This is a genomic window from Luteimonas sp. 9C (assembly GCF_902506295.1).
Classification (GTDB): domain Bacteria; phylum Pseudomonadota; class Gammaproteobacteria; order Xanthomonadales; family Xanthomonadaceae; genus Luteimonas.
In genome coordinates this window covers 36,284-60,483 of record NZ_LR733313.1, presented here as the reverse complement: position 1 = coordinate 60,483, position 24,200 = coordinate 36,284, and the positions used below count along the sequence as shown (strand labels likewise).

26 protein-coding genes and 1 tRNA gene are annotated in these 24,200 nt (G+C 69.1%); 13 read left to right on the top strand and 14 right to left on the bottom strand.

Annotated elements, in window-relative coordinates:
- The first annotated feature begins 52 nt into the window (after nt 1–52).
- Both phaR and phbB read left to right on the top strand, forming a co-directional pair.
- Nucleotides 53–544 carry a polyhydroxyalkanoate synthesis repressor PhaR gene (gene phaR, locus CURTO8I2_RS13320; protein ID WP_159681748.1) on the top strand — a complete coding sequence of 164 codons (492 nt, stop codon included), beginning with the start codon at nt 53–55 and terminating at the stop codon, nt 542–544.
- 67 nt (nt 545–611) lie between these two features.
- Entirely contained in the window at nt 612–1,358 is a 747-nt protein-coding gene (phbB, locus tag CURTO8I2_RS13315) for an acetoacetyl-CoA reductase (protein WP_159681747.1), read from the top strand.
- 25 nt (nt 1,359–1,383) lie between these two features.
- Here phbB and CURTO8I2_RS13310 read toward each other — a convergent pair whose 3' ends face one another.
- The 3 genes from CURTO8I2_RS13310 to CURTO8I2_RS13300 form a co-directional block, all read right to left on the bottom strand.
- Nucleotides 1,384–1,815, bottom strand: coding sequence for a hypothetical protein (locus tag CURTO8I2_RS13310; protein ID WP_159681746.1), 432 nt, complete (start codon nt 1,813–1,815; stop codon nt 1,384–1,386).
- 48 nt (nt 1,816–1,863) lie between these two features.
- Nucleotides 1,864–2,727 (bottom strand): M48 family metallopeptidase, encoded by an 864-nt coding sequence (locus tag CURTO8I2_RS13305; protein ID WP_236551186.1) that lies wholly within the window; start codon nt 2,725–2,727, stop codon nt 1,864–1,866.
- A 103-nt stretch (nt 2,728–2,830) separates the two neighbouring features.
- Nucleotides 2,831–4,657, bottom strand: a complete 1,827-nt coding sequence (locus CURTO8I2_RS13300; protein ID WP_236551158.1) for a formylglycine-generating enzyme family protein — start codon at nt 4,655–4,657, stop codon at nt 2,831–2,833.
- A gap of 109 nt (nt 4,658–4,766) precedes the next feature.
- Here CURTO8I2_RS13300 and rnd point away from each other — a divergent pair, with 109 nt between their 5' ends.
- Together rnd and CURTO8I2_RS13290 are read left to right on the top strand one after the other, a co-directional pair.
- Nucleotides 4,767–5,894, top strand: coding sequence for a ribonuclease D (rnd, locus tag CURTO8I2_RS13295; RefSeq protein ID WP_159681744.1), 1,128 nt, complete (start codon nt 4,767–4,769; stop codon nt 5,892–5,894).
- Between the two features lie 16 nt (nt 5,895–5,910).
- Nucleotides 5,911–5,986: transfer RNA gene (locus CURTO8I2_RS13290), tRNA-Ala, on the top strand.
- 272 nt (nt 5,987–6,258) lie between these two features.
- On the opposite strand, the gene CURTO8I2_RS13285 is transcribed toward CURTO8I2_RS13290, so the two are convergent.
- Nucleotides 6,259–6,642, bottom strand: a complete 384-nt coding sequence (locus CURTO8I2_RS13285) for a DUF6165 family protein (RefSeq protein ID WP_159681743.1) — start codon at nt 6,640–6,642, stop codon at nt 6,259–6,261.
- Nucleotides 6,643–6,802: 160 nt separating this feature from the next.
- Here CURTO8I2_RS13285 and CURTO8I2_RS13280 point away from each other — a divergent pair, with 160 nt between their 5' ends.
- Nucleotides 6,803–7,411, top strand: coding sequence for a mechanosensitive ion channel domain-containing protein (locus tag CURTO8I2_RS13280; RefSeq protein WP_159681742.1), 609 nt, complete (start codon nt 6,803–6,805; stop codon nt 7,409–7,411).
- A 13-nt stretch (nt 7,412–7,424) separates the two neighbouring features.
- Here CURTO8I2_RS13280 and CURTO8I2_RS13275 read toward each other — a convergent pair whose 3' ends face one another.
- From CURTO8I2_RS13275 to CURTO8I2_RS13265, 3 genes are all read right to left on the bottom strand, one after another.
- Entirely contained in the window at nt 7,425–7,772 is a 348-nt protein-coding gene (locus tag CURTO8I2_RS13275; RefSeq protein ID WP_159681741.1) for a RidA family protein, read from the bottom strand.
- A gap of 74 nt (nt 7,773–7,846) precedes the next feature.
- A complete protein-coding gene (locus CURTO8I2_RS13270; protein WP_159681740.1) occupies nt 7,847–8,887 on the bottom strand; it encodes an AI-2E family transporter in 1,041 nt (346 codons plus the stop codon).
- A 79-nt stretch (nt 8,888–8,966) separates the two neighbouring features.
- On the bottom strand, nt 8,967–9,230 hold the full coding sequence (locus CURTO8I2_RS13265; protein WP_159682117.1) for a DksA/TraR family C4-type zinc finger protein: 264 nt from the start codon (nt 9,228–9,230) through the stop codon (nt 8,967–8,969).
- 115 nt (nt 9,231–9,345) lie between these two features.
- On the opposite strand from CURTO8I2_RS13265, the gene CURTO8I2_RS13260 reads away from it, so the two are divergent.
- Nucleotides 9,346–9,684 carry a VOC family protein gene (locus tag CURTO8I2_RS13260; RefSeq protein ID WP_159681739.1) on the top strand — a complete coding sequence of 113 codons (339 nt, stop codon included), beginning with the start codon at nt 9,346–9,348 and terminating at the stop codon, nt 9,682–9,684.
- Nucleotide 9,685: 1 nt separating this feature from the next.
- The gene (locus CURTO8I2_RS13255; RefSeq protein WP_159681738.1) at nt 9,686–10,936 is read left to right on the top strand and encodes a TIGR03862 family flavoprotein; all 1,251 of its coding nucleotides are present in this window, start codon (nt 9,686–9,688) and stop codon (nt 10,934–10,936) included.
- Nucleotides 10,937–11,114: 178 nt separating this feature from the next.
- Here the strand turns inward: CURTO8I2_RS13255 and CURTO8I2_RS13250 are convergent, their stop codons facing one another.
- From CURTO8I2_RS13250 to CURTO8I2_RS13235, 4 genes are all read right to left on the bottom strand, one after another.
- Nucleotides 11,115–12,017 (bottom strand): pseudouridine synthase, encoded by a 903-nt coding sequence (locus CURTO8I2_RS13250; protein ID WP_159681737.1) that lies wholly within the window; start codon nt 12,015–12,017, stop codon nt 11,115–11,117.
- A 15-nt stretch (nt 12,018–12,032) separates the two neighbouring features.
- Nucleotides 12,033–12,890, bottom strand: a complete 858-nt coding sequence (locus tag CURTO8I2_RS13245; RefSeq protein ID WP_159681736.1) for a PA4780 family RIO1-like protein kinase — start codon at nt 12,888–12,890, stop codon at nt 12,033–12,035.
- Between the two features lie 85 nt (nt 12,891–12,975).
- Complete coding sequence (locus tag CURTO8I2_RS13240) at nt 12,976–15,129, bottom strand: S46 family peptidase (protein WP_159681735.1); 2,154 nt, start codon at nt 15,127–15,129, stop codon at nt 12,976–12,978.
- An 86-nt stretch (nt 15,130–15,215) separates the two neighbouring features.
- A complete protein-coding gene (locus tag CURTO8I2_RS13235; protein WP_159681734.1) occupies nt 15,216–15,764 on the bottom strand; it encodes a YaeQ family protein in 549 nt (182 codons plus the stop codon).
- 170 nt (nt 15,765–15,934) lie between these two features.
- Between CURTO8I2_RS13235 and CURTO8I2_RS13230 the strand changes: the two genes are divergently transcribed.
- Genes CURTO8I2_RS13230 through CURTO8I2_RS13220 form a run of 3 tightly spaced genes read left to right on the top strand, consistent with a single transcriptional unit; the run spans nt 15,935 to nt 18,995 of the window.
- Entirely contained in the window at nt 15,935–16,723 is a 789-nt protein-coding gene (locus tag CURTO8I2_RS13230) for an N-formylglutamate amidohydrolase (protein ID WP_159681733.1), read from the top strand.
- Nucleotides 16,720–17,934: a tyrosine/phenylalanine carboxypeptidase domain-containing protein gene (locus CURTO8I2_RS13225; protein WP_159681732.1), complete on the top strand. Its 1,215-nt coding sequence runs from the start codon at nt 16,720–16,722 to the stop codon at nt 17,932–17,934. Before CURTO8I2_RS13230 ends, CURTO8I2_RS13225 begins: the two co-directional genes overlap by 4 nt.
- Nucleotides 17,931–18,995 carry a hypothetical protein gene (locus CURTO8I2_RS13220; protein WP_201295556.1) on the top strand — a complete coding sequence of 355 codons (1,065 nt, stop codon included), beginning with the start codon at nt 17,931–17,933 and terminating at the stop codon, nt 18,993–18,995. Before CURTO8I2_RS13225 ends, CURTO8I2_RS13220 begins: the two co-directional genes overlap by 4 nt.
- A gap of 199 nt (nt 18,996–19,194) precedes the next feature.
- Here the strand turns inward: CURTO8I2_RS13220 and CURTO8I2_RS13215 are convergent, their stop codons facing one another.
- Entirely contained in the window at nt 19,195–21,525 is a 2,331-nt protein-coding gene (locus CURTO8I2_RS13215) for an FdhF/YdeP family oxidoreductase (RefSeq protein WP_159681731.1), read from the bottom strand.
- 114 nt (nt 21,526–21,639) lie between these two features.
- On the opposite strand from CURTO8I2_RS13215, the gene CURTO8I2_RS13210 reads away from it, so the two are divergent.
- Entirely contained in the window at nt 21,640–21,819 is a 180-nt protein-coding gene (locus CURTO8I2_RS13210; protein WP_159681730.1) for a CPXCG motif-containing cysteine-rich protein, read from the top strand.
- 4 nt (nt 21,820–21,823) lie between these two features.
- Here CURTO8I2_RS13210 and CURTO8I2_RS13205 read toward each other — a convergent pair whose 3' ends face one another.
- On the bottom strand, nt 21,824–22,030 hold the full coding sequence (locus CURTO8I2_RS13205; protein ID WP_159681729.1) for a hypothetical protein: 207 nt from the start codon (nt 22,028–22,030) through the stop codon (nt 21,824–21,826).
- Between the two features lie 179 nt (nt 22,031–22,209).
- On the opposite strand from CURTO8I2_RS13205, the gene CURTO8I2_RS13200 reads away from it, so the two are divergent.
- Nucleotides 22,210–22,950, top strand: coding sequence for a Crp/Fnr family transcriptional regulator (locus CURTO8I2_RS13200; protein ID WP_236551157.1), 741 nt, complete (start codon nt 22,210–22,212; stop codon nt 22,948–22,950).
- Between the two features lie 99 nt (nt 22,951–23,049).
- Nucleotides 23,050–23,328: a DUF3247 family protein gene (locus CURTO8I2_RS13195; RefSeq protein ID WP_236551156.1), complete on the top strand. Its 279-nt coding sequence runs from the start codon at nt 23,050–23,052 to the stop codon at nt 23,326–23,328.
- 15 nt (nt 23,329–23,343) lie between these two features.
- Here the strand turns inward: CURTO8I2_RS13195 and CURTO8I2_RS13190 are convergent, their stop codons facing one another.
- Nucleotides 23,344–24,150, bottom strand: a complete 807-nt coding sequence (locus CURTO8I2_RS13190; RefSeq protein ID WP_159681727.1) for a hypothetical protein — start codon at nt 24,148–24,150, stop codon at nt 23,344–23,346.
- Nucleotides 24,151–24,200: the final 50 nt, after the last annotated feature.

The window sequence follows — 24,200 nt, the reverse complement described above, 5'->3', positions numbered from 1 at the left end:
CCACCCCGCTACGCCATGCTGCGCGGCACCAAAGGATCAGAGTCTTCGCTTCATGAGCAATGCCGTGCGCATCATCAAGAAGTACCCGAACCGTCGCCTCTACGATACGGAAATCTCCAGCTACATCACCATTGAAGACGTCCGCCAGTTGATCGTCGACGGCGAGGACTTCGAAGTCCGCGACGCCAAGAGTGGCAACGACATCACCCGCTCGGTGCTGCTGCAGATCATCTCCGAGCACGAGTCCGATGGTGAGCCGGTGCTGTCGACCCAGCTGCTGAGCCAGATCATCCGCTTCTACGGCGATTCGATGCAGGGCTTCATGGGCAACTACCTGGAGCGCTCGATGCAGACGTTCCTCGACCAGCAGCAGCAGTTCCGCCAGCAGATGGGCGGCCTGCTCGGGCAGACCCCGTGGGCGATGATGAACCAGCTGACCGAACGCAATCTGGAGTTGTGGAAGGAATTCCAGAAGACGATGGTCCCCGCCACGGCGCCGGGCACCAAGCCTGCCGATCGCGATCCGCCCAAGCGCGGTCGCTGAGTTTTTCGCAATACCGACACGGCGCGGACACCGCGCCGTTTTCGTGTCCGCTTTCCGGAAACCGCACATGACCCAGACACCACGCGTCGCCCTCGTCACCGGCGGCCTCGGCGGCATCGGCCGCGCCATCTGCCGCCAGCTCGCCGAGCGCGGCGTCCATGTCATCGCCGCCGATCTGCCTGCCGATACCGCGCGGCTCGAGGCGTTCGCCGCCGACATGACCGACCTGCCGGTCACCACGCTCGCCGTCGACGTCGGCGATGCCGCCGCCTGCGCGGCCGCGATCCGGGAGGTCGAGACGCAGCATGGCCGGCTCGACATCCTCGTCAATGCCGCCGGCATCACCCGCGACGCGACGCTGCGCAAGATGGACACCGCGCAATGGAACGACGTGCTGCGCATCAACCTCGACAGCGCGTTCCATCTGTGCCGCGCCGCGGTCGAAGGCATGGTCGCGCGCGGCTTCGGCCGGATCGTCAACATCAGCTCGGTCAGTGGCCAGACCGGCAACTTCGGCCAGACCAACTACGCCGCTGCAAAGGCCGGTCTGCACGGCCTGACGATGTCGCTGGCCCGCGAGGTCGCGGCCAAGGGCATCACGGTCAACAGCCTGTCGCCCGGCTACGTCGAAACGCCGATGACTTCGAAGATGCCGCCCGACGTGCTAGCGCGCACCATCGCCAGCGTGCCGGTCGGCCGCGTCGGCCAACCGGACGACATCGCGCGCGCGGTCGTGTTTCTGACCGCAGACGACGCCGGTTACATCACCGGCATCAACCTGCCGGTCAACGGTGGCTTGCTCATGGGGTTCTGAAGCAAGCGACGCCTGACTCTCCGCTTCAGAATGCCTTCTGGACAGTATCCGGGTCGTAAGGGGAACACACTCCGTTGAAAGTCCCGGCCCCGCTGACGAGTCGAAGTTCGCCGTGAACGCGATCGATCTCCACGCGAGGAGAGCTCAGCGCACCAGCCCGATAGCGCGCACTGATCTCGTCTGCCCCAACGACGACATCCCGCAACGGGAACCACGTGTCGGCTTGGCGGAACCCGCCGACAATCTGCCGAGGGATCTGGATCTCCCCGCCCGTGCCGTTGATATGCACGAAGAGGCGGGCGTTGTACCCGTTTTGGGTGCCGGTTAATCCGCCGCCTTCGCATGCAAGATTAAGGACGAGCGGCTTGCCACTGTCTGGATCCTGAGCATAGGAGGTGTGGGACGTGACGAGTGCCGTCGCCACAAGTGTCAGCGCCAGGACGTAAGCGGTTCTCATAAGCTCTCCATGTTCGTAAGGGCCGGGGCTTCTGTGTCGAGCTGTGATTCAGTTCCGCTGCGGGAGCGACGCTGAATTTCCCTGCGCGTCTTCGCAGAATTTCGCGCGGTATTCGAGCGCCTTGGGCATCAGCGATTCCAGGGTCTGGATGCGGGTGCCGGGGTTGGGATGCGTGGACGAGAATTCCGGTGGCGCCTGGCCGCCACTGGCTTCGGACATGCGCTGCCACAGCGGCACCGCTTCGCGCGGATCGAAGCACGCGGCGGCGGCCAGCATCAGGCCGATGTTGTCGGCTTCGGTCTCGTGCTTGCGCGCGTAGGGCAGCAGGTAGCCGTAGCCCATCGCGGCCATGACCATCTGTTGCTGCTGCGGGTCCATGCCGCTCATCGCGCCGGCCATCTGGCCGACTTGGGTCAGCTTCTGCTGGGCCATGCGCTGGGCGCCGTGACGCAGCAGGGCGTGGGCGATCTCGTGGCCCATCACGACGGCCAGCGCATCGGCGTTCTCCGCGACCGGAATCAGGCCGGTGTAGACGGCCATCTTGCCGCCCGGCAGACAGAACGCGTTGGCCTGGTCGGATTCGAGCACGTTGACTTCCCAGTCGAAGCTCTCCGAGAACCGCGTGGGTTCCAGCCCGTGCTCCCGCGCGAGTTCGGCCTCGACCACGTCGACCTTGGCGATCAGGCGCTCGGCGATCAGGCGGACCTCTTTCGAGATCTCGCTGTCGGGATCGACGGGGCGCTCCTGGCCGAGGATTTCCTGGTAGGCCTCGAGGCCCAGCGCCTTCTCCTGATCGACATCGAGCGCGCGATCGATCAGCACGGTCTCGCCGGTGACCGGGTCGACGCTCTGGTTGGAGAAGTAGTAGTACGCGCCGTAGCCCGCGAACAGCAGCAGGACGATGAAGCGCATGCCGAAGCGGCGCCGCGGCGCGCGACCGGGCTGACGACGGTCACCGCCGCCGAATGGATTCTGTCTCATCTCGTCTCCCCGGAGCCGGTCGCCCGGCCTGTCGTCAAAGTTCGCGCACTACGCGGAAGCCGAGTCTGGCATTAGTCGTGTCAACCTGCGCGAGTGCCCGCCAGCTGGTGCGGGTCTGCGCCGGCGAACTGGCCCAGGAGCCGCCGCGGATCACCTGGTCGCGGCAACCGGGATTGACCCACGCCGACCCGTCACCGGGCGCGCGCCGGTAGGTAGCATGCCAGCAGTCGGCCATCCATTCGCTGACATTGCCGGCCAGGTCGTGCACGCCCCAGGTGTTGGGTTCGAAGCTGCCGACCGGCGCCGGGCCCCAGTAGCCGTCTTCGTAATCGGGGAAGGCATTGCCCCAGGCGCGGCCGCCCGGTGAGCGGTCCAGTGCGCCGGTCATGTTGCCGGCGCCGTCAGGGGGCGTGCCCTCGCCCCATGGATAGCGTTCCGCGGTGCCGTTGCGGAACGCGTATTCGAACTCGGCCTCGCTCGGCAGCCGGTAGCGACGACCGCTCTGCGTCGACAGCCAGTCGACGTAGGCCTGGGCGTCCTTGGCGCTGACGTGCAGCACGGGCATGGTGTCGCCGGCCGGTCGGCCGACGTAATCGGAGCGCCAGTCCACGTTGCTGCGACGCAGGAAGTTGCCGGTGCGCTCGTCGTAGGCCAGCGAGAACCCGCGTCGCACGGCGCGCGACTGGTAGCCCGTGGCATCGACGAAGCGCCGGAACTCGCCGACCGACACTTCGCGCACGCCCATCGCGAAGCCGCGTTCGAACCGCACCGCGTGGCGCGGCGATTCGTTGTCCGCGGCATCGCGATCGCCGGGCAGCGCGCCCATCATGAAACCGCCGTGCGGCAGCACCACGACCTGCGGGCCACGGGCACCGCCCTCGAGCGCATCGGTGAACACCTGGCCGGGGCGGAAATCGCCGTAGTGCACGGCGCGGTCGATGCGCTGGCGCAGATCGCTGACCACCGGATCGCCGGTCCGGGCGATGCCGATGATCTGCGCCAGACGCTCGCGCGCGACGACGACGCCGTTGATGCCGCCCAGGGCATCGACACCTTCGTCGCGGAGCCTGCGGATATGCGCCTCGCGCATGCGTTCCAGGCGCTGCCCGGCGTCGGAGACGGTGGGAAAGCCGGGCCGGATCGTCGCCGCATGCGCCAGCCAGCGGGTGCCGCCGCTGTAGTCCGCGGCATCGGCGGCCACTTCGGCGCGCCGGATCATCGCGCTCTCGACCGCCGCCATGCCCTGCAGGGCGCGCGGCTGCCCGGGACGCAGCGTCGCCGCCTCGCGGAACAACGCCAGCGCGCCGCCGCCCGCTTCGCCGAGTTCGCCGGCCTGCAGGGCGCGTTCGGCGCCGCGGTTGAGTTCCCAGAGACGGTCGCTGACGTCGACGCGTTCCAGATAGCGCACCACGTCGGCGTCGCCCGCATCGAGATAGCGCGCGACCGCGGCGAAATCGTGTGCGGCGCGCAGGCCGGCGATCGAATCGAGCGTGTCGGCCTCCACCAGCGCCTGCGCGCCGAGCGCGAGCAGACGGGTCCGAGCCTGCCGCAGGCCGCTGAGCGCCGCGTCCGCGCTGTCGGGGCGCCGGGCGAGTGCCAGATAGAGCGGGATCGCCGAGGTCGACGTGGCGTAGAGATCGTCGGCGTCGAGCGCCGCACGCGCCTGTGCCAGCGCATCGGCGTCGCCGTCTTCGGCGATCACCACCGGTGGCGGCGTCCAGTTGAGTTCGGCCACCACGGCGTCGTCGCCGCTGATGGTCACGCTGCCGTCGACGGTCGTGGCCTCGCTGTCGGAGCGGTCGCCCCGGCAGCCTGCCAACGCGAGCACGCCCATCAGGCCGACGACGAAGAAACTGCGCAAACCGGGCTCCCTGGACCGCATCGCGCCAGATTAAGCCATCGCGGCTGTGGCGGCGATGCGACAGCGCCGGCGATTGCCGCCACCGGTCCGCGCCGCTAGGCTTTCGCGCATGTCATCTCCCAACTCTGCCTGGATCGACGATCCAGCGACCCTGCGGGCCCGTCTGCCCGGCGCCCCCTGCCGTATCGGTCTGGACACCGAGTTCATTCGCGAACGCACCTTCTGGCCGCAGCTCGCGCTGGTGCAGATCGCGATCGAAGGCGCCGACGGCATCGAAGTGCTGCTGGTCGATCCGCTGGCCCCGGGCATCGCCGAGGCGCTGCGCCCGATGCTCGCCGACCCGGCGATCCTCAAGATCATGCACAGCGCCAGCGAGGATCTGGTGGCGTTCGGACACGCCTGTGGCGCGGTCCCGGCCCCGCTGTTCGACACCCAGATCGCGGCCGCGCTGTCGGGTACCGGCGCCGGGATGGGCTACCAGCGGCTGGTGCAGGACGCGCTGCGCATCGCGCTGGCCAAGGGCGAGACGCGATCCGACTGGCTGCGGCGCCCGCTGTCGGCGACCCAGCTCGAATACGCGGTCGACGATGTCGCGCATCTGTTCGCACTCCACGACGTGCTCTCCGGCAAGCTCGACGCGCTGGATCGTGCGGACTGGCTGGTCGAGGACTGCGCGCGCCTCGTCGCCACCGCCGGCAACATGGACGGCGATCGCTGGCCGCAGCTCGGCGGACGCGCGGGCCTGTTTCTCGATGCCGACGCCCAGCGTCGTCTGGCCCGCCTGCTGCGCTGGCGCGAAGCCTACGCGCGCACCACCGATCGCCCGCGCAGCTGGATCCTCGACAACGAGCTCGCCACCCTGCTCGCCCGCGATCCACCCGCCGACATGACGGCGCTGCAACAGCGGCTGGACACCCATCCCAAGGCGCCGCGCAAACTCGCGGGCGTCGTCTGGCAGGCGCTGACCACCGAGCTGCCGGACGAAGCCGAGATGCCGCTGTCGCGCGGCGAAGAACCCGACCGCAAGCAGCTCAAGCGACTGCAACAGGCGGTGGCCGCGCGCAGCGCCGAGATCGGTCTGCCCGACGGCGTGCTCGCGTCGCGCAAGTGGCTCGAAGCGCTGGTCGAAGGTGCGGACTGGCCCGGCGCGCTGTCGGGCTGGCGTCGCGGTCAGCTCGAGCCTTCGCTGGCGCCGTTGCTCGACAGGGCTGGCGAGCCCGCGACGGGAACCGTATAATCGCCACGCACCATATGGGGCCATAGCTCAGCTGGGAGAGCGCGTCGTTCGCATCGACGAGGTCAGGAGTTCGATCCTCCTTGGCTCCACCATATTTCGAAAGCCCGCCTCACAGCGGGCTTTCTGTTTTCCGGCATGTGTCGATCTGGCCCGTGGCGCACCGACGCGTCATCGCGTGCGCCGCGTCGGCGTCACTTCACCGCTCGCGCGATCCGCTGCACCGTCGCCGGGGCGACGCTCGACATCCAGATGAAGGCGAAACACGCGCGTCGTGCAGTCGATCACCGTCCCGCCCCACGCACCAGCCGGCCAGCTGCTCGATCCGGCCCAGCGCCAGACCCTGTCTCGGGTGGTGGGCGGCGTGTCAGCGGTACTGCTTCTCTTCGACGAAGCGGGAACCGGCCAGCCGGTTGATGCGGTTCTTGACCTCGACCCGGTCGCCGTTGTGCCGCGCGACCGCGCGCGCGAGCTCGATGAACTCGTCGCCGAAATCCTGCGCCGCTTCCTTCGCGCGCAGGGCGTCCTGCACGTCCCACATCCGCGTATTGGCCGCGCGCAGCGCGGTCTTCAGGTCCGACATTTCGGGCTGCGACTGCGCGAGTGGCGCCCACAGCGGCAGCAGGCCGTCGAGTTCGGTGCGGACGTTGGCCAGCTTCTGTGCATCGCCGATGCGCTCGGCCTTGATCTCGAGGATGGTGATCTTGTCGGCGAGTTCGCCGATCGACACTGGGGCCAGAATCGTGCTCACGGGATGTCCTCTTGTTCGCGTGGGTCGTGGGCCGGTGATGGTAACGCGGCGCTGAAGGCGCTTCGTTCGAAACGCGCCCGGACGCGCGCGCGGTGGGGCGTGTGCTGCATCGCCGCGTAAACTGTGCGGCGGCGCGAATGGCGCCGTGCGTGGAGCTGCCGTGCGTCTCAAGGATCGCCTGCCCGTGTGGCTGCACGACTGGCTCGACATCGTCGTGCCGGTCGGCCAGATCCTGCTAATCCTGCTCGTGGCCTGGCTGCTGCGGCTGCTGGTGCGCCGCGTGATCGAACGCATCGGACACCGCTACACGCTGCCACCCGAGGCCGTCGTCGGTGGCCGGCGCGTGACCTCGTTCCTGATCTATGCGGCGGCGCTGCTGCTGATCCTCGAACGCATGGGCGTGTCCGGCACGGTGCTGTGGACGGCCTTCACCGGTTTCGCCGCGGTGGCGGCGGTGGCGTTCTTCGCCGCATGGAGCGTGCTGTCGAACATCTTCTGCACGATGCTCATCCTCACCACGCGCCCGTTCCGGCTCTACGACCATGTCGAGCTGCTGGAGAACGGCGAGAAACCCGGCCTGCGCGGCCAGGTGGTCGACATCAACCTCGTCTACACCACCCTGCGCGAGACCGACGACGGCGATGGCGCGGGCACCTGCCTGCAGATTCCCAACAGCCTGTTCTTCCAGCGTGCGCTGCGCCGCTGGCGCGGTGGCGCCCTGCCCGCCGCGCGGCAGGGCAACGGCGCGTACGATCCGCTGGACGTCTGACCCGCGCGCCCCGTCAGATGCGCGCGGCGGTCACGATGATCTCGATGCGCCAGCCCGGATCGGCGAGCCTGCCTTCGATCGTCGCGCGTGCCGGCGCCTGGCCCGGCACCACCCAGCGGTCCCACTCGGCGTTCATGCCGGCGAAATCGCCGATGTCGGCGAGCACGACCTGCGCCTGCAAGATCCGGGTCTTGTCCGTGCCGGCCTGTGCGAGCAGCGCGTCGATGGCCGCGAGCACCTCGCGTGTCTGCGTGCCGATGTCCGCCCCCGGGGTTTCGGGCACCTGCCCGGCGCAGTAGACGGTGTCGGCGTGGATCGTGGCCTCCGACATGCGGGGGCCGGCATCGATGCGCTGGATCATGGAAGTGCCTGGACGTGCGGGGGCCCATGCTGGCCGGCGCGCGCCGCCACGGCAAGCCGCATGCGCGTCCGGTCTTAGCCGTGCTCGCCGGGCACCGCGGTCTCGCCGCCCAGCAGCTCGCGCACGTAGAGCCGCTTGACCAGCACGTAGACCACCACGGTCAGCGGCGCGGCGAGCAGCAGCCCGGCGGCGCCCTGCAGGCTGCCGAAGATCACCAGCGAGAACAGCAGCAGCGCGGGCGGCAGTTCGACGGCGCGCTGCTGGATCAGCGGCTGCAGCACGTTGCTCTCGAGCTGCTGCAGCACGACGTAGAGCGCGATCGTCGCGAAGCCCACCTGCGGGCTGACGGTGAACGCCAGCAGGATGCCGGGAATGGCCGCGGCGATCGGCCCGATGATCGGCACGAAGTCGAGCAGGAATGCGATCAGGGCGAGCGCGAATGCCGCCGGCACCCCAAGCATCCACAGGCCCAGGCCGGTCAGGATGCCCACCGCGACCATCGCGACGAGCTGCCCGCCCAGCCACAGGCGCAGCGCACGGCCGCTGGCGTCGAGTGCATCGGTGGCGGCGGCTTTCGCCGATGGCGGCACCAGATGCAGCAGCCCGTTGCGGTACATCTCCGGCTGCGCCGCGATGTAGATCGCGCCGACCAGTACGAGGAACAGGTCGATCGTGCCGCTGGAGACCGTCATCGCGATCGCGCCTGCGCTGCTGGCGATGCGCCCCATGTTGTCGCCGATGGTGGCGAGCTGCTCCTGCACCAGGCTGCCGACGCTGGTCTGGCCCAGCCACTGCTGGAACTGCGCGTAGGCGGCCGGCAGGGAGTCGGTGAGCGTCGCCAGTTCGCGCGTGGCCTGCGCGCCGAACATCCACAGCAGCAGGCACAGACCGCCGGTCGACACGACGAGCACGATCGCCAGCGCGATGCCGTGCGGCATCGGCACGGCATGACGCAGCAGACCCGACAGCGACAGCAGCAGCGCGGCGACGACGATCGCGCCGAACACCAGCATCAGGACCGGCGTGAGCGCCCAGAACAGCACCAGCACCGTCAGCAACGCGAGGACGATCAGAACTTGACGGGTGAAGTACGCGAGGTCCTGCTGCGCGGGCATGGAGGCTCCGGTGGAAGGGGGGCGCGTCGCAACGCGGCGCCCGTTGTCCCATACCGCCCGTGCAAGTCCGGTGGAGCGCTCAGCGCAACTGGCTGTCCTTGCTTCCGCGACGGTTGAAGCCGCCCTGGGTGTCTTCGGCATCGTGCGCAGCCTGACACGCGACGCACAGCCGCACGCCGGGGACCGCCTGGCGGCGGGCCTCCGGAATCGGTGCATCGCATTCTTCGCAATGCGTCAGTCCCGGTCCGCTGCGCAACTGCCGGCGGGCGCGTTCGATCGCATCTTTCACCGTGGCGTCGATCTGGTCCTGCACCGCGCCATCGCCTGCCCAACCCGTGGCCATGACGGCCTCCTGCATGTCGCGTCTGGACGAGAGGCCGACGCTATCAGGCACCACGTTGACTCGGGATGAGCAGTGCCCCCGGTCATAATGGCCTCGTACCCGATGGAGGACCGTCATGGCCCTGACCCTGCTGCTGCGCTGTACCGATCTCGAACGCACCCGCGCGTTCTACACCGCCCTGCCCGGCTTCGCCGCCGCGCCGTCGACCGGTGACACATTGACCATCACCGGACACGGCGCGCGTCTGGTGTTCACCGCCGCCGATCTCTGGCATCGCGCACCGACACTGACCGGTACGCTGTACTTCACCGTGGACGATGTCGACGCCAGCTTCGCCCAGGTGCAGGGCCGCGCGCAGCTCGCCTGGACGCTGCAGGACATGCCCTACGGTGCCCGGGAGTTCGGCATCGTCGACTGCAACGGTTACATCCTGGCCTTCCAGCAAGGCGCCTGAAATGTCTGATGTGCGCACGCCGCGGCTCGCCGTCATCGGTGGCGGTCCGGCCGGCCTGTTCGCGGCCGAGCGCGCGCGCGCGGCGGGTCTGGACGTCGATCTGTTCGAGGCCAAGGGCTCGGTCGGACGCAAGTTCCTGATCGCCGGCAAGGGCGGCCTGAATCTCACCCACTCCGAGCCGCGACCGGCGTTCGATGGGCGCTACGGCGCACGCGACGCGGCAGTGGGCGGCTGGCTCGACCGCTTCGATGCGCAGGCGCTGCGCGACTGGGCGGCGGCGCGCGGCGTGCCGACCTTCGTCGGCAGCTCCGGGCGCGTATTCCCCGAGGACCTGAAGGCCGCGCCGCTGCTGCGCGGCTGGGTCCGGCAGTTGCGCGAGGATGGCGTGCGTTTCCATGTCCAGCATCGCTGGACCGGCTGGGACGACAGCTGCGCGCTGGTGTTCGAGACGCCGGATGGCCACGTGCACCACGTCGCCGATGCCACGCTGCTGGCGATGGGTGGCGCCAGCTGGCCGGAACTGGGGTCCGACGGGCGCTGGCAGCCGGTGCTGTCGGCGCGCGGGATCGACGTGGCGCCACTGGTGCCGACGAACTGCGGATTCGACATCGGCTGGAGCGCGCATCTGGCCGAGCGCCATGCCGGCGCGCCGCTCAAGCCGGTGGTGCTGCACTGGACGGACCTCGACGGCACGCCGCATGCGCTGCAGGGCGAGTGCGTGCTGACGGCGACCGGTCTCGAAGGCAGCGCGATCTATGCGGTCTCCGGCACCTTGCGCGACACGATCGCGCGCGACGGCAGTGCGGTGCTCGAACTGGACCTGGCCCCGGGGCGCGATCTCGCGCGCCTGCAGGCCGACCTGTCGCGCGCGCGGGGCCGTCGCAGCATCGGCGAGCACCTGCGCCGCGCGACCGGACTCGATGCCGCGAAGACGGCGCTGCTGTTCGAACTGCTCGATCGCGCCGCGCTCGACGATCCCGCGCGCGTGGCGGCCGCGATCAAACGTCTGCCAGTGCGCCTGCGGGCGCCACGCCCGATCGCCGAAGCGATCAGCAGTGCCGGCGGCGTGCGTCTGGAGGCGACCGGCGACACGCTGATGCTCGATGCCCTGCCCGGCGTGTTCGTCGCCGGCGAAATGCTCGACTGGGAAGCGCCGACCGGCGGCTATCTGCTGACCGCGTGCTGGGCGAGCGCCGCGGTCGCGGTGGACGGGGTGCTGGCGTGGGTGGGGCGCAACGCCGGCACTGCATGAGTGGCGTCCGGCGTGCGGCCGGTGTCGGGGGCCGCGTGCGACGCCCGCTCGCGCACGAGCGCGCGCCTGCAAACGCAGGCACAGGCCTTTCTTGCAGGAGCGGCCCTGGCCGCGAAACCTCGGGCACACGCGAGCGATCTGCGGAACGACCCAATGCCGACGCAGCGGACGCAGCGCGCTACTCGTCCAGCGAGTCCGAAAGCTTGAACTCCGATTCGAAAACGCGTGGACGCCCATCGAGCGGATCGTCGAAGGCGACCGCGCGGGCCAGCAACTGCAGCGGGGGTCGCATCGCATCAGCGTCGTCCCGCAGCGCCGGATACCAGGGATCGTGCAGGATCGGCGCGCCGAGCGCGGCCATATGCACGCGGAGCTGATGTTTGCGTCCACTGACCGGTGACAGCGCGTAGCGCCAGAGCCTGGCGCCGCGTTCGTACACATCGATGCGAGTCTCGCTGTTCGGCGTGCCGTCGGTTTCGCACATGCGGAAGAACGGGTCGCCGCGTTCGATGCGGCTGCGGCGCGTCAGCGGAAACACGAGGTCGGGCAACGGGGACGCCAGCGCTTCGTAGGTCTTGCGGATGCGCGACTCGCGGAACAGCGCCTGGTAGCGCGCGCGGCTCGCGGGATCGGCCGAGAACAGCACGAGCCCGGCCGTGCCGCGATCGATCCGGTGCAGCGGGACGAGATCCGGATTGCCGAGCGTCGCCGCCAGCCGCGTGAGCAGGGTCTGGGTGACGAAGGCGCCGGTGGGCGTGACCGGCAGACCGTGCGGCTTGTCCGCGACCACGAGGTGATCATCGATGTGGAGGATGCGCTCGGCCGCATCGATCACCGGCTCATCGACGACTTCCCGGTAATAGCCGATCTCGGCGCCGACGCGATGCGGCGTCTCCAGCGTGATCGGTTCGCCCTGCGCATCGAGCACCCGGCCCCGTTCGATCCGGTCCCGCCACGTCGCGGCATCGACCTGCGGAAAGCGTGCGACCAGCGCATCGACCACGGTGGCCCAGTCACCCGCCGGCAGCTGCAACCGGCTTGCCGGCACGCCGCCCTGCGGCGGAAACCGCGGACGGCTCATGCCCGCGGCGCGCCGTCAGTCGGCCGCATCGGCCTCTTCGCGACCCTGCTGGCGGATCACCGCTTCCTGGCGCGCATCCTCGATCGACCACAGGATCGCGCCGGTGTCGGCCTTGCGCGTGTCGAACACGAACCGGCCGGTCAGCGGCGAATCGGCCTGCAGGTCGCCGGCCTCGTACAGCGCCCACATCTCTTCGCCGTAATGGGTGTCGGCGAGTTCGGGGGCGAAGCGCGCAAGCGTGTCGCGGACGTTGTGCACGTCGCGCAGCAGCATGTCGCGCGCGGCATTGTTGCCGGCCGCGCTGACGACCTGCGGGAAATCGATCAGCACCGGACCGTCGGGCGTGGCCAGCACGTTGTACTCGGACAGATCGCCGTGGACCATGCCCAGCACCAGCATCCGCACGATGTCGCGCACCAGCATCAGGTGCCACTCGCGGGCCTGGTCGGGTTCGAGATCCACTTCGGCCAGACGCGGCGCGCTGAAGCCGTCGGCATCGGTGACCAGGTCCATCAGCAGCACGCCGTGAAAGAACCCGTAGGGCTGCGGCACGCGCACGCCGGCATCGGCCAGGGCGTACAGCGCATCGACCTCGGTGGTCTTCCACGCGGCTTCCTGCTCGCGGCGGCCGAACTTGGTCGCCTTGCCCATCGCCCGCTGCTCGCGGCTGCCGCGGACCTTGCGCCCTTCCTGGTACTGCACGCGCGCTTGGAAACTGCGCTGCGCCATGTCCTTGTAGACCTTCGCGCACCGCACCTCGTCGCCGACCTGGACGACGTACACCGACGCCTCCTTGCCGCTCTTGAGCGGTCGCAGCACGGCATCGATGATGCCGTCCTCGATCAGTGGCTGCAGTCCCTGCGGGATCTTCATGGTGCGATGGGCGTTCGGGTTCGGCCTGCCATTGTGCGGCCTGCGCCGGCCGTGCGCCCGAACCGCACCCGACCGGCGACACGCATCAACGCGCCGGCAATCCCATTTCCTCGAGCAGCGCCGGCGCCGGATACACCTTGTCCATCAGCCAGCGCATGTAGCGCATGTCGACGTGGATCGCGCGCTTGGTGCGCGGGTCGAACCACCAGCTCGCGCTGACCGACTCCCAGTTGCTGTCGAAGTTCAGGCCGACCAGCTCGCCGCGTGCGTTGAGTACCGGCGAGCCGGAGTTGCCGCCGGTGGTGTCGAGGTTGGTCAGGAAGTTGACCGGCTGGGTGCCCAGCGAGGCTTCGGCCGTGCCTTCGAAATCGCCTTTGGCGATCGCATCGAGCAGCGGCTGCGGCGCGTCGAACGGCACCTGCCCGGTGTTCTTCTCGACGATGCCGGCGACCGTGGTCACCGGCGCGAACGCCACCGCGTCGCGCGGCGCCAGCGCTTCGACCCTGCCGTAGCTCACGCGCAGCGTGCCGTTGGCATCCGGATAGACCGCGCGGCCCTGCTGCGCGCGCCATGCGAACAGGGCGCGCATGTAGGCCGGGCGCAGCCGCAGCTGTTCGCCTTCGCGGGCCTTGCGCGCGTCCTCGGCGTCCAGCTGCGCGGCCACGATCTGCGAGGCCAGTGCCAGCAGCGGGTCCGCCGCCAGCGGCCGGCCGGCGCGCGCATCGGCGAAGCGCGACAGGCGCTCGCCCTCAGTGCCGAGTGCCGTCCCGGCGTACACCTTGTCCAGTGCGGTCTTCAGCGATGCCGGCGTACGGCCGAAGGCCGCGTCGAATGCCGGCAGGCGTTGCGCGTCCGACAGCTGCTGGTACCGGCCGACCAGCACGCCGAGCAGCGCTTTCTCGGCGGCCGGTGCATAGCGGCGCTGCACCTGTTTCAGCACCCCTTCGATCAGCGCATGGTCGCGTTGCTGGTAGCCGGTTTCGCGCGCGGCGTCGTCCGGCTTCGCCGATTCGATGCGCAGGCGCTCGAGCAGCAACGCCGCGCGCAGCAGCTGGGTCTGGCTGGCGACGAGGCCCATCAGCAGGTCGCGCGCGCCGGCGGCGTCGGCCTCGCCCAGGATGGTCTGCAGTGCGGCGATATCGGCCGCGTCCGGCCCCGTCGTCGCGGCCAGCATCGCCGCCTCGTCCTCGCCGCGCAGGCGCACCGCGTCGCTGCGCTGCAGGCCCTCGAGCTCGCCGGCGGCGCGTTTGCGGTTGTTCTTCAGCGACTGCAGCTGCGAGGCGTAACGCGTGCGGATGTCCGCGTCGTCGGCGCCCGCGGACTCGACCGCATCGATCAGGGCATCGAACACCCCCACGCGCTGCGGCAGGACGCGCGCGACCTGGGCGTCGAACTCGGCCGCGGTGCGGTGGCGGAAGGTGGTGCCCGGATAGCCGGCGAGCATCGCGTAATCACCGGCGTGCAGGCCGCCCCGCGCGATCTGCAGGTGCGCCGGCGGGACGTAGGGCACGTTGTCGGCATGATAGTCGGCCGGCTTGCCGTCGCGGCCGACATAGGCGCGCAGCAGGGTGAAATCGCCGGTGTGGCGCGGCCACATGAAGTTGTCGATCTCGTCGCCGTAGTTGCCGATCGCGCGCGGCGGCGCATAGACCAGGCGCACGTCGCGCAGCTCCAGCTGGCGGATGCGATAGAAATCGGTGCCGTAATACATGTTGGCGACGCTGCAGCGCACTTCGCCCGACTGCTCGCACTCGGCCACGATGCGCTTGCCGGCGGCGTCCACGGCGTCGAAATACGCACGGCCGCTCTTGCCGCGGGCATCGGCCAGCACCGCGTCGGTCACCTTGTCGAAGCCCACCGTCACCAGCACGCGGAAATCGGGATTCGAGGGGCGCTCGTCGGCGCGGCCGTCGGCGATGAAGCCGCCATCGATGATGTTGCGCTCGGCGCTGCTGTTGTACTGGATCACGCCGTAGGCGACGTGGTGGTTGGTCAGCAGCAGGCCTGCATCGGAGACGAAGGCGCCGGTGCCGCCGCCGACCTTGACCACCGCGCTGAGCGGCGGCGCGGTGACATCCGCCAACGCGTCGGCGCGACCGCGGAAACCGGCCTCGCGCATCGGCTTGGCGATGTCGGGCAGCTGCGTCGGCATCCACATGCCTTCATCGGCGTGTGCGGTCACGGCGGACAGCGCGAGGCCGGCGGCGAGCGCGGCGGTGACGGGACGGCGGAGCGACATGCGGGACTTCCGGTAAGAACGTGGCGAGCCGCGACCTTAATCAGCGCCCGCGTCCACGGCAACGGCTGGAGGTCACGCGTGGCCGTTCAGCTGGCCGGACGCACCCGCCAGACCGGAGTCATCGTGACGGTCTCCGACTCGCTCATCAGCTGCAGTTCGCCGTCCTGGATCATCGCGGTCAGGCGCATGCTCCGCTGCAGCAGGCCGACCGCCTCTTCGATCTTCGCCGGATCGAGATCGACCACGGTGAGGTTCTTCAGGCGCGTGAGCGAATTCGCGATCCGGTCCCACCAGATCTGCGCGGCGTTGCCGCTGTAGTTCACCACCACCACCTGGCGCGCGCGCCCGCTGGCCTTGCGGATGCGGCTTTCGTCCGGCTGGCCGAGGTCGATCCACTGCTCGATGTCGCCGGTGTAGTCGCGGCGCCACAGGTCCGGTTCTTCCTCGTTGCTGAGGCCGCGACCGAACTCCAGGCGTTCGTCGGCGAACAGCGCGAAGGTGATCAACCGCACCATCAGCCGCGCTTCGGTCTCCGATGGATGCTGCGCCAGCACGAGGTCGCGCGAGGCGTAGTAATGCCGGTCCATGTCGGTGACCTGGAGTTCGGCTTTGTAAACGGTGGCCTTGGGAGACATCGGAAGAGCGCCAGGCGCGGAGAAGGCGCGATTGTAGGTTAAACGGCCGTCAAGGCCGGGTACCGATGTGGTCACGACCGCATCATTCGTGGATTGCGAGCATGCGCGCCATGCCTGATCAACGCCGTATCGCCCCCGCCCCCCTTTTCTCCGATACCACCCCGCCCGCTTTGCTCGAGCGTGTCGACGCCTGGGATCTCGCCGTCGCCGACGGTCCGGTCATCGCGACCGCGATCCACGATGGCCATGCGCTGCGCCCGTCGCTGCGTGCATGCGTCGCGCTCGACGACGATGTGCGCTGGCGCGAGGAGGATCCGCTCACCAGTCTGCTGACCCAAGTCGGCGACACCCGCCTGCGCGTGCGCCAGTCGCGGTTCGAGGTCGATCTGAACCGCGCGCGCGCCGAAGCCGTCTACACCGGGCCCGACGCCGCGTGGGGTCTCGATGTGTGGAAAGCGCCGCTCGAGCAGCGCGAGCTCGACACTTCGCTCGCCTTGCACGACCGCTTCTACGACATGATCGGCGAGCTGATCGACCGCACCGTGGCCCGTTGGGGCAGCGCGTTGCTGATCGACATCCACAGCTACAACCACCGCCGCGACGGACCCGACGCCGCGCCTGCCGCGCAGGACGCCAATCCCGACATCGAGCTGGGCATCACCACGCTCGATCCCGTGCGCTGGGGCGAGACCGCGAAGCGCTTCGCCAACGTGCTGCGGCGCCACCCCGTCCGCGGGGCGCTGCCGGATGTGCGCTGCAACGTGCGTTTCCCGACCGGCGGCCATTTCCCCGAGTGGGTCTACGCGCACTGGGACGATCGCGTGTGCACGATCTCGCCCGAATACAAGAAGATCTTCATGGACGAATGGACCGGTCAGGCCGACATTCCGGCGCTGTACGCGTTGCGCGACGGTCTGTCGCACGCAGTCGATGCCGTGCGCCCGGAGTTCCTCAAGTGAGCGCCGGCGTCGCCCGGCGGCCGGTCGCACGACCGTTGCCGCCGGTGGCCGCGCATGTCGACGAGGCCCTGGCTGCGCTGGATGCACGCCTCGACTGGTTGCTGGCGCTGTCACCGCTGGACGGCGTGGGCCTGTGGAACGACTTCGAGACCTCCGGTCGCAGCGTCGAACCGCGGCTGCGCTACGTGGACCTCGACACCGATCTCGTCGAAACACGCCGGGCGCTCGAGGCCCTGCCCGTGGCCGGCATCGAATCACCGGCGCTGCAGGCGCTGCTGGCGGAGAAACAGGCCGAGCTCGGCCGCATGATCGATCTGGTCGAGCAGCGCGACCGGCCCGGTTTCGTCGACGCCAGCGTGGCCCTGTTCGGCGCGGTGGAACCCGAATTGCTGGCACTGGCCGAGCGCATCCTGGGACATGTCGGCAGCGGCGAGCCGCTGGCGGCCGATTGCGGCATCGACGAGGTGCGCAGCCAGGTGGACGCGGAAATCGCCTGGTACCGCGCACAGTCGCCGGATTTCCACATCGACGTCGTCGTGGACACCGACATCAGTTCGATGCTGATGGTCTCGCACGGCACGTTCTACATCGACGGCAACATCCGTCTGCCGCGGGCGCGCGTGCAGCCACTGATCCAGCATGAGATCGGCACGCATGTCGTAACCCGCCACAACGGCCGGCGGCAGGCGCTGCGCCAGCTGGAAGTGGGTCTGGCGCACTACGATCCGATGCAAGAAGGCCTCGGCGTGCTGGGTGAGTTCCTCGCGGGTTATCTGCCCGGCGAGCGCCTGCGCATCCTCGCCGCGCGCGTGGTGGCGACCTCGATGGCGGCACAAGGCGCGCAGCTGCCGGCGATCTTCGCCTGCCTCCATGAAACCCACGACATGCCCACCGACGATGCCTTCGACGTCGCCGTGCGGGCCCGGCGTGGCGGCGGTCTGACCAAGGACGCGGTATACCTGCGCGGGCTGCGCGATCTGCTCGCCTATCTGGATGCCGGCGGCGACTTCGAGGCGCTGTTCCTGGGCAAGTTCGCGCTGCCCCAGCTCGGGTTGCTGGACACGCTGCTCGACGACGGCTGGATCGTGCCGCCCGAGCTGCTGCCCCGCTACACCACGCACGACGATTTCCACGACCGCCTCGACACCTGCCGGCGCACGCCGGTCGAGCATCTCTTCCATACACACCGCACCCCGGAGCACGCTGCATGACAGACGGACACCCCCTGCGTTTCGGCTTTGTCGTCAACGATGTCGACACCGAGCAGGACAACTACACGACGATCCGTCTTGCCCGCCGCGCCCTGTCGCGCGGCCATGAGATCGCCCTCATCGGTCTCGCCGATTTCACCTACGACGCCGACGGCACCGTGCGTGCCTGCGCGCACATGCCCTGCGGTCAGGACTACGCCGACGATGCGGCGCTGCTCGCCGACCTGCAGTCGGATGCGTGCCCGACCGACCGTATCTCCGTCGACGATCTCGATGTGCTGATGCTGCGCAGCGATCCCGCGGACGAGATGGTCGAGCGTCCCTGGGCGCCGGGCAGCGGCCTGCTGTTCGCCCAGCTCAGCGCACTCAAGCACGCCCTCGTGGTCAACGACCCGATGCATCTGACCGACGCCTCGAACAAGACCTACTTCCAGCATTTCCCCGAGGAAGTGCGTCCGGTGACCTGCATCAGCTGCGACGTGGAAGAGATCAAGGCCTTCATCGAAGCGCGCGAAGGCTATGGCGTCATCAAGCCGTTGCAGGGCTCGGGTGGCCAGAGCGTCTTCGTCGTGACGCCCGAAAGCGGCGGCAACCTCAACCAGATGATCGATGCGGTCCTGCGCGACGGTTATGCGATCGCCCAGGAATACCTGCCCCGGGCGAAGGACGGCGACCTGCGCCTGCTGATGCTCAACGGCCGCCCGCTCGAAGTGGACGGCACCTACGCCTGCATCCGCCGCTACAACGACAGTGGCGATGCGCGCAGCAACATCAGCGCCGGCGGCAAGTACGAGATGGCCAAGCCCGACGCGGACGCCCTGCGCCTGGCCGAGCTGGTCGCGCCGAAGCTGATCCGCGACGGCATGTACTTCGTCGGCCTCGACATCGTCGGCGACAAGCTGATGGAGGTGAACGTCGACACGCCCGGCGGCATCAACATGCTCGAGGAGCTCACCGGACTCGACTTCTCCGGCCGCATTCTCGAAGACCTCGAGCGCAAGCTGCGTCTGCGCAAGCACTACGGCAAGACGCTCAGCAACGTCGAACTGGCGATGCTCTGAGCGACGCCCGCCGCGGCAGCACCGGATGGCGATCCGTCAGGATCCGCCTTCCGGTGCTGCCGTCCGGTGATACGGTCGGGAGCTTGGTGTCCCCGCGGTACCCGTTCGACACCAGGCGACGCGCGAGCCGGGACACCTCGGCCGTGTGACCGCGCGGGACCTGATCTCAGGCACGCGGCCGACCGGATCGCCGCCGCGCTCAGTCCGGCGCCGGCCCCGCGGGAATCGGCGCCGTGCCACCCCGCACCACCCGCACCGGCACCGACTTGCCCGCCGGCACGTGGCTGTCGATCGCATGGTGCGAGACCGGGATCAGCGGATTGCACTCGGGGTAGTACGCCGCGATACACCCGCGCGGAATAAGGTATGGAATGACGCGCAGGCCGCCCACCTCGCGGACCTCCGGGTCGTCGTCGAAATCGGTCGCGAGGGTGATCTGCTCGCCCTCGTCCAGACCCAGATCGGCGATATCATCGGCATGCATCAGCACCACGCGGCGCGTGCCGTCGATGCCGCGGAAGCGGTCGTGGTAGCCGTAGACCGTGGTGTTGAACTGGTCGTTGGTGCGCACCGTCATGAGGCGATAGCGCCCCGCCTTGTCGGCGAACCCGGTTGCGCAGAGCACGTCCGGCACGTGGAACTCCGCCTTGCCGCTTTCGGTGGACCAGCGGCGTTCGCGCGCCGCCACCGGACGCGGAAAGCCCCCCGGCGTATGCAGGCGCGCGTTGAAATCGCGGAACTGCTCGGGATAGGTCGCTTCGATCGCGTCGCGCACCCGCGCGTAATCGCGGGTCCAGTCCTGCCACGGCACGCACGCGGCGCGCTCGGGCGGCAGGATCGCCTGGGCGAGCGCCGCGACGATCGCCGGCTCCGAACGCAGCATCGGTCCTGCCGGCGGACTGTTGCCGAACGAGGCATGCACGCAGGTGGTGCTGTCCTCGATGCTCACGCGCTGCGCGACGCCGTCCTGCACATCCTCTTCGATGCGCCCCAGGCATGGCAGCAGCAATGTCTCGCGTCCGCACAGCAGATGGTTGCGGTTGAGATGCGTGGCGATCTGCAGACTCAGCGCAAGTCCGCGCCAGGCCGGCTCCAGCCGTCCGGTATCGGGCGCGGCACGCGAGAAGTTGCCGCCCAGCCCGATGAAGGCCTCGACGCTGCCGTCGAGAATGCCCGCCACCGTGCCGACCGTATCGAGTCCCTTCGTGCGCGGCGGCTCGAACCCGTACTGCGACGCGAGCCGGTCCAGCGGCACCAGTTCGGGCTTTTCGGAAATGCCGACGGTGCGCTGGCCCTGCACGTTCGAATGCCCGCGTACCGGACAGATACCGGCCCCTGGCCGCCCGACATTGCCCCGCATCAGCGCGAGGTTGCAGACCATGCGCACGTTGTCGACGCCGTGGCGGTGCTGGGTCAGCCCCATGCCGTAGATGAGGATCGTCGATTCCGCGCGTGCGTAGATGCCGGCGACGCCTTCGATGTCGGCGCGGGACAGGCCGCTCTCGCGTTCGATGTCGGCCCACTGCGCCGCGCGCAGCCAGGCTTCGAATGCGTCGAAACCATGGGTGTGGGTCTCGATGAACGCCACGTCGAGCACGCGGGGCCGACCCTCGGCTTGGGCGGCGTCGTCCAGGTCCAGCAGTGCGCGCGCCAGGCCCTGCATCAGCGCGATGTCACCCCCCGCGCGGACCGGAAAGTAGGCGTTGCTGATCCGGGTCGACGCACGCGTCGCCATCGCCAGCGGTTCCTGCGGATTGGTGAAGCGCTCCCAGCCGCGTTCGTAGAGTGGATTGAAGGTGACGATCTCGGCGCCGCGCCGCGCGGCTTCCTGCAATGGATGCAGCATGCGCGGGCTGTTGACGCCGACGTTCTGGCCGAACGACAGGATGCAGTCGCAATGATCGAAATCCTCGAGCAGCACCGTGCCGACCGGCACGCCGATGCTGCGCGGCAGGCCGACCGAGGTGCTCTCGTGGCACATGTTGGAGCTGTCGGGCAGGTTGTTGTTGCCGTACAGCCGCGCCATCAGGCCGTACATGTAGGACGTCTCCAGCGAGGCGCGACCCGAGGCGTAGAACACCGCGCGCTCGGGCGCCATGCCGCGCAGCACGCCGCCGGCGAGCTCGAAGGCCTGCTCCCAGGACACCGGCACGTAGCGGTCGCTGGCCGCGTCGTAGCGCACGGGCTCGACCAGCCGGCCGGCGGCTTCGAGATCGTGGTCGGCCCAGGTCAGCAGTTCGGTCACGGTGTGCTGCGCGAAGAACGCGGCATCGGCGCGGCGGGTGTCCAGTTCCCACATCGTGGCCTTGGCGCCGTTCTCGCAGAATTCGAACGCGTGCGGTTCGGCCGGTTTCGCCCAGGAACAGCTGACGCAGGCGAAGCCGTCGATCTTGTTCTGCCGCTGCAGCTGCCGCGTGCCTTCGACACCCTGCGCGCCGTCGCCGGTCACATACCGCATCAGCGATTTCACCGAGCCCCAACCGCCCGCCGGCGCGTCATAGGGTTCGAACGAAGGGGGCGACTCGCGCATGACAGACTCCTGCTTCGGGGCTCCAACTCCCGGTCACCGTCTCCCAGCGCGCCTGCCCCCGACGTGAAATCGCCGCTCACGATGCGCGAACGCGGGCGTCGGCATGCTTGACGCATGCAGGATGTCGCCAAATTGCGCTGCCCGTGGTGCGGCGAACGCTTCGAGACGCTGGTCGATGCCAGCGTCGGCGATGCGGACTACGTCGAGGACTGCCCCGTCTGCTGCAGGCCGATCGAAATGCACCTGGCCGTCGACGACGACGGCATCCGGCTCGATGCCGGGCGGGAAGACTGAAATCTCAGCCGGGCGCGTCGCCGGCTGGCGTGAGGTCCCAGAACGTCCGCACCAGCGGCGCCGCATCTTCCCAGCGCACGCCGGGATCGCGCCGCAGCCGGTGCCAGCCGTCGCGCAACTGCGCTTCGCACTCGCTCCAGGCGCGATCGCCCAGATATTCCCGGGACATCTGTCCGTAGACCCGGCACAACTCGACGTCGTCTGCGTTCAAGCCGGCCTCCCTGTTGAAAAACCCGTCGCGCCACCGCTGACAAGGCGCACCGCGTCGACAGCATGTGAACGGACCGCATACAGGTCTGTTCGGTAACGCACGTAATGCATTCAGCTGTATGCGCGTTGCCGTACATACGGGGCCGCATTCAGTCGAGAAAATCCATACTTGTTCATCCGATGGACCTTTCGCTGCGCATGAAGAAGAAAGCGCCCTGGGCACCGCTCAATGGATTGCTGCAGGACCTCCCCGACGACGTCTGCGACCGCGTCGGCGATGAGCTCCAGCTGGTCGACATGCCGGCCGGCAAGGTGCTGCACGAAGCCAACGTGGCCCAGTCGACGATCTACTTCCCGCGGGAGGGCATCGTCTCGCTGATGTACGCGCTCGAAAGCGGCGACACCAGCGAGTTCGCGATGGTGGGCAACGAGGGCATGGTCGGCGTGGGCCTGCTGACCGGCGCGCGCAGTGTGCCGACGCGCGCGGTGGTCAAGGTCGGCGGCGAAGCGCTGGCGATGCGTGGCGAATTCGCGATCCGCGAGTTCCAGCGTGGTGGCGCGCTGCAGGAGATCCTGCTGCGGTATTTCCAGGCCCTGATCACCCAGACCGCGATGACCGGCGTCTGCAACCGCCACCACACCGTCGACAAGCAGCTCTCGCGCTGGCTGCTGCTGGTCAACGACCGCGTCGGCTCGGTCGAGATCAAGATGACCCAGGAACAGATCGCGCATCTGCTGGGCGTACGCCGCGAAGGCATCACGGAAGCGGCGCGGCGGCTGCAGGAAGAAGGCTGCATCCGCTACAGCCGCGGCGTGATTCAGGTGCTGGATCGCGAATGCCTGGTGGCACGTACCTGCGAGTGCTACGGCGTCGTGCGCACCGAGTACGACCGCCTGCTGCGGCCCGCACTCGAGGCCTGAGCGGCCTGGGCGCCGGGGCGCCGCGACCGGTCGTCACGGTCCGTTGCGCGGGCGGCGCGAGCATGGTGCTTTCTCCCGCAGGAGTCGCCCATGCGCCACATGCCGCCCCAACTTCTCACCAGTCGTGAGGATCTCGACGCGCTCGAGGCGCGCATCACCCTGCTCGACGACGAGGCGCGGGTGCGCGTGACGCTGCACGACGGCAGCGTCGTCGAAGGCACCGTGTCCGCTCGTCCGACACTGGAAGTGTTCCGCAACGCCGATGGCGACGAAGGCCACAACGCGCGTCTGCGTCTCGACGATCTGGTTCAGCCGGAGACCGCGCACCATGTCTGGGTGGGCGACGTGCGTGACATCGAGCGGCTGGGGTCGGCCTGACGGACCGCCGCAGGCTCAGGTCTCGCAGCGCACGCGACGCGTCACGTTGCCCATGGCGTCCTCGACCAGCAGCACATCGTCTCCCTCCAGGGTCAGGGTGCGCGTGTCGGTCCAGGTATCGCCCTCGCCTGCGTAGCGCGCGTCGAGCTGCAGGCTGTGGTCCTCTGTCGCGCGTACACGCACCGGCGTGGCGGTGCTTTCGTAGAACTGCAGGGCATCGGGCCTGATCCACAGCGCCAGCTCGCCTCGGCCTGCGTTGCAGCGCTCGGCGGCAGCGTCCCAGCGGCCGACGAAACGCGCCGGCAGCCGGTCGGACACGGTCCCGTCTTCCGCCTTGCCCGCTCCGTCCGTTTCGCCCGCCTCGTCCGCTGGCATCGGCAGCGGCATCGCGGCCGGACGCGCGCAGCCCCGGTACGGCCCTTGGCCATCGATGGTCAGCAGGCCTGTCATCGGAAAGCGGGCGCCCGACATGTCGTCCTCGCAGCGCATCTTGCGGACGATCACGACCAGATCGCCCGCGGCGTCGGTGGCATCGATGCGCCGTCCGTCTGCGGTCATCGACGTGCGCACGTCGGTGAACCGGCGCTCGGCCGCCCCGACGCCCTGCAGGACGACGGTGCCGCCGGCAACCGTGGCCTGCCAGAACGGCTCGTTGGTCAGCACGATCACGTCGTCCTCGAGCGCATCCCCGGCCGCGGACGCGCCGGTCCCCGACCCGGGCGTCACCGCGGCGCCGTCAGTCTCGGTCGGCGCGGCGTCCGGGCCGCAGCCGGCCAGCAGCAGGGCGGCAGGCAACAGCAGATGGGGAATGCGGTATCGCATGACAGGTCGTCCTCGTAACGGCGGGCGCGCAGCATCGCGCGGTTGATGTT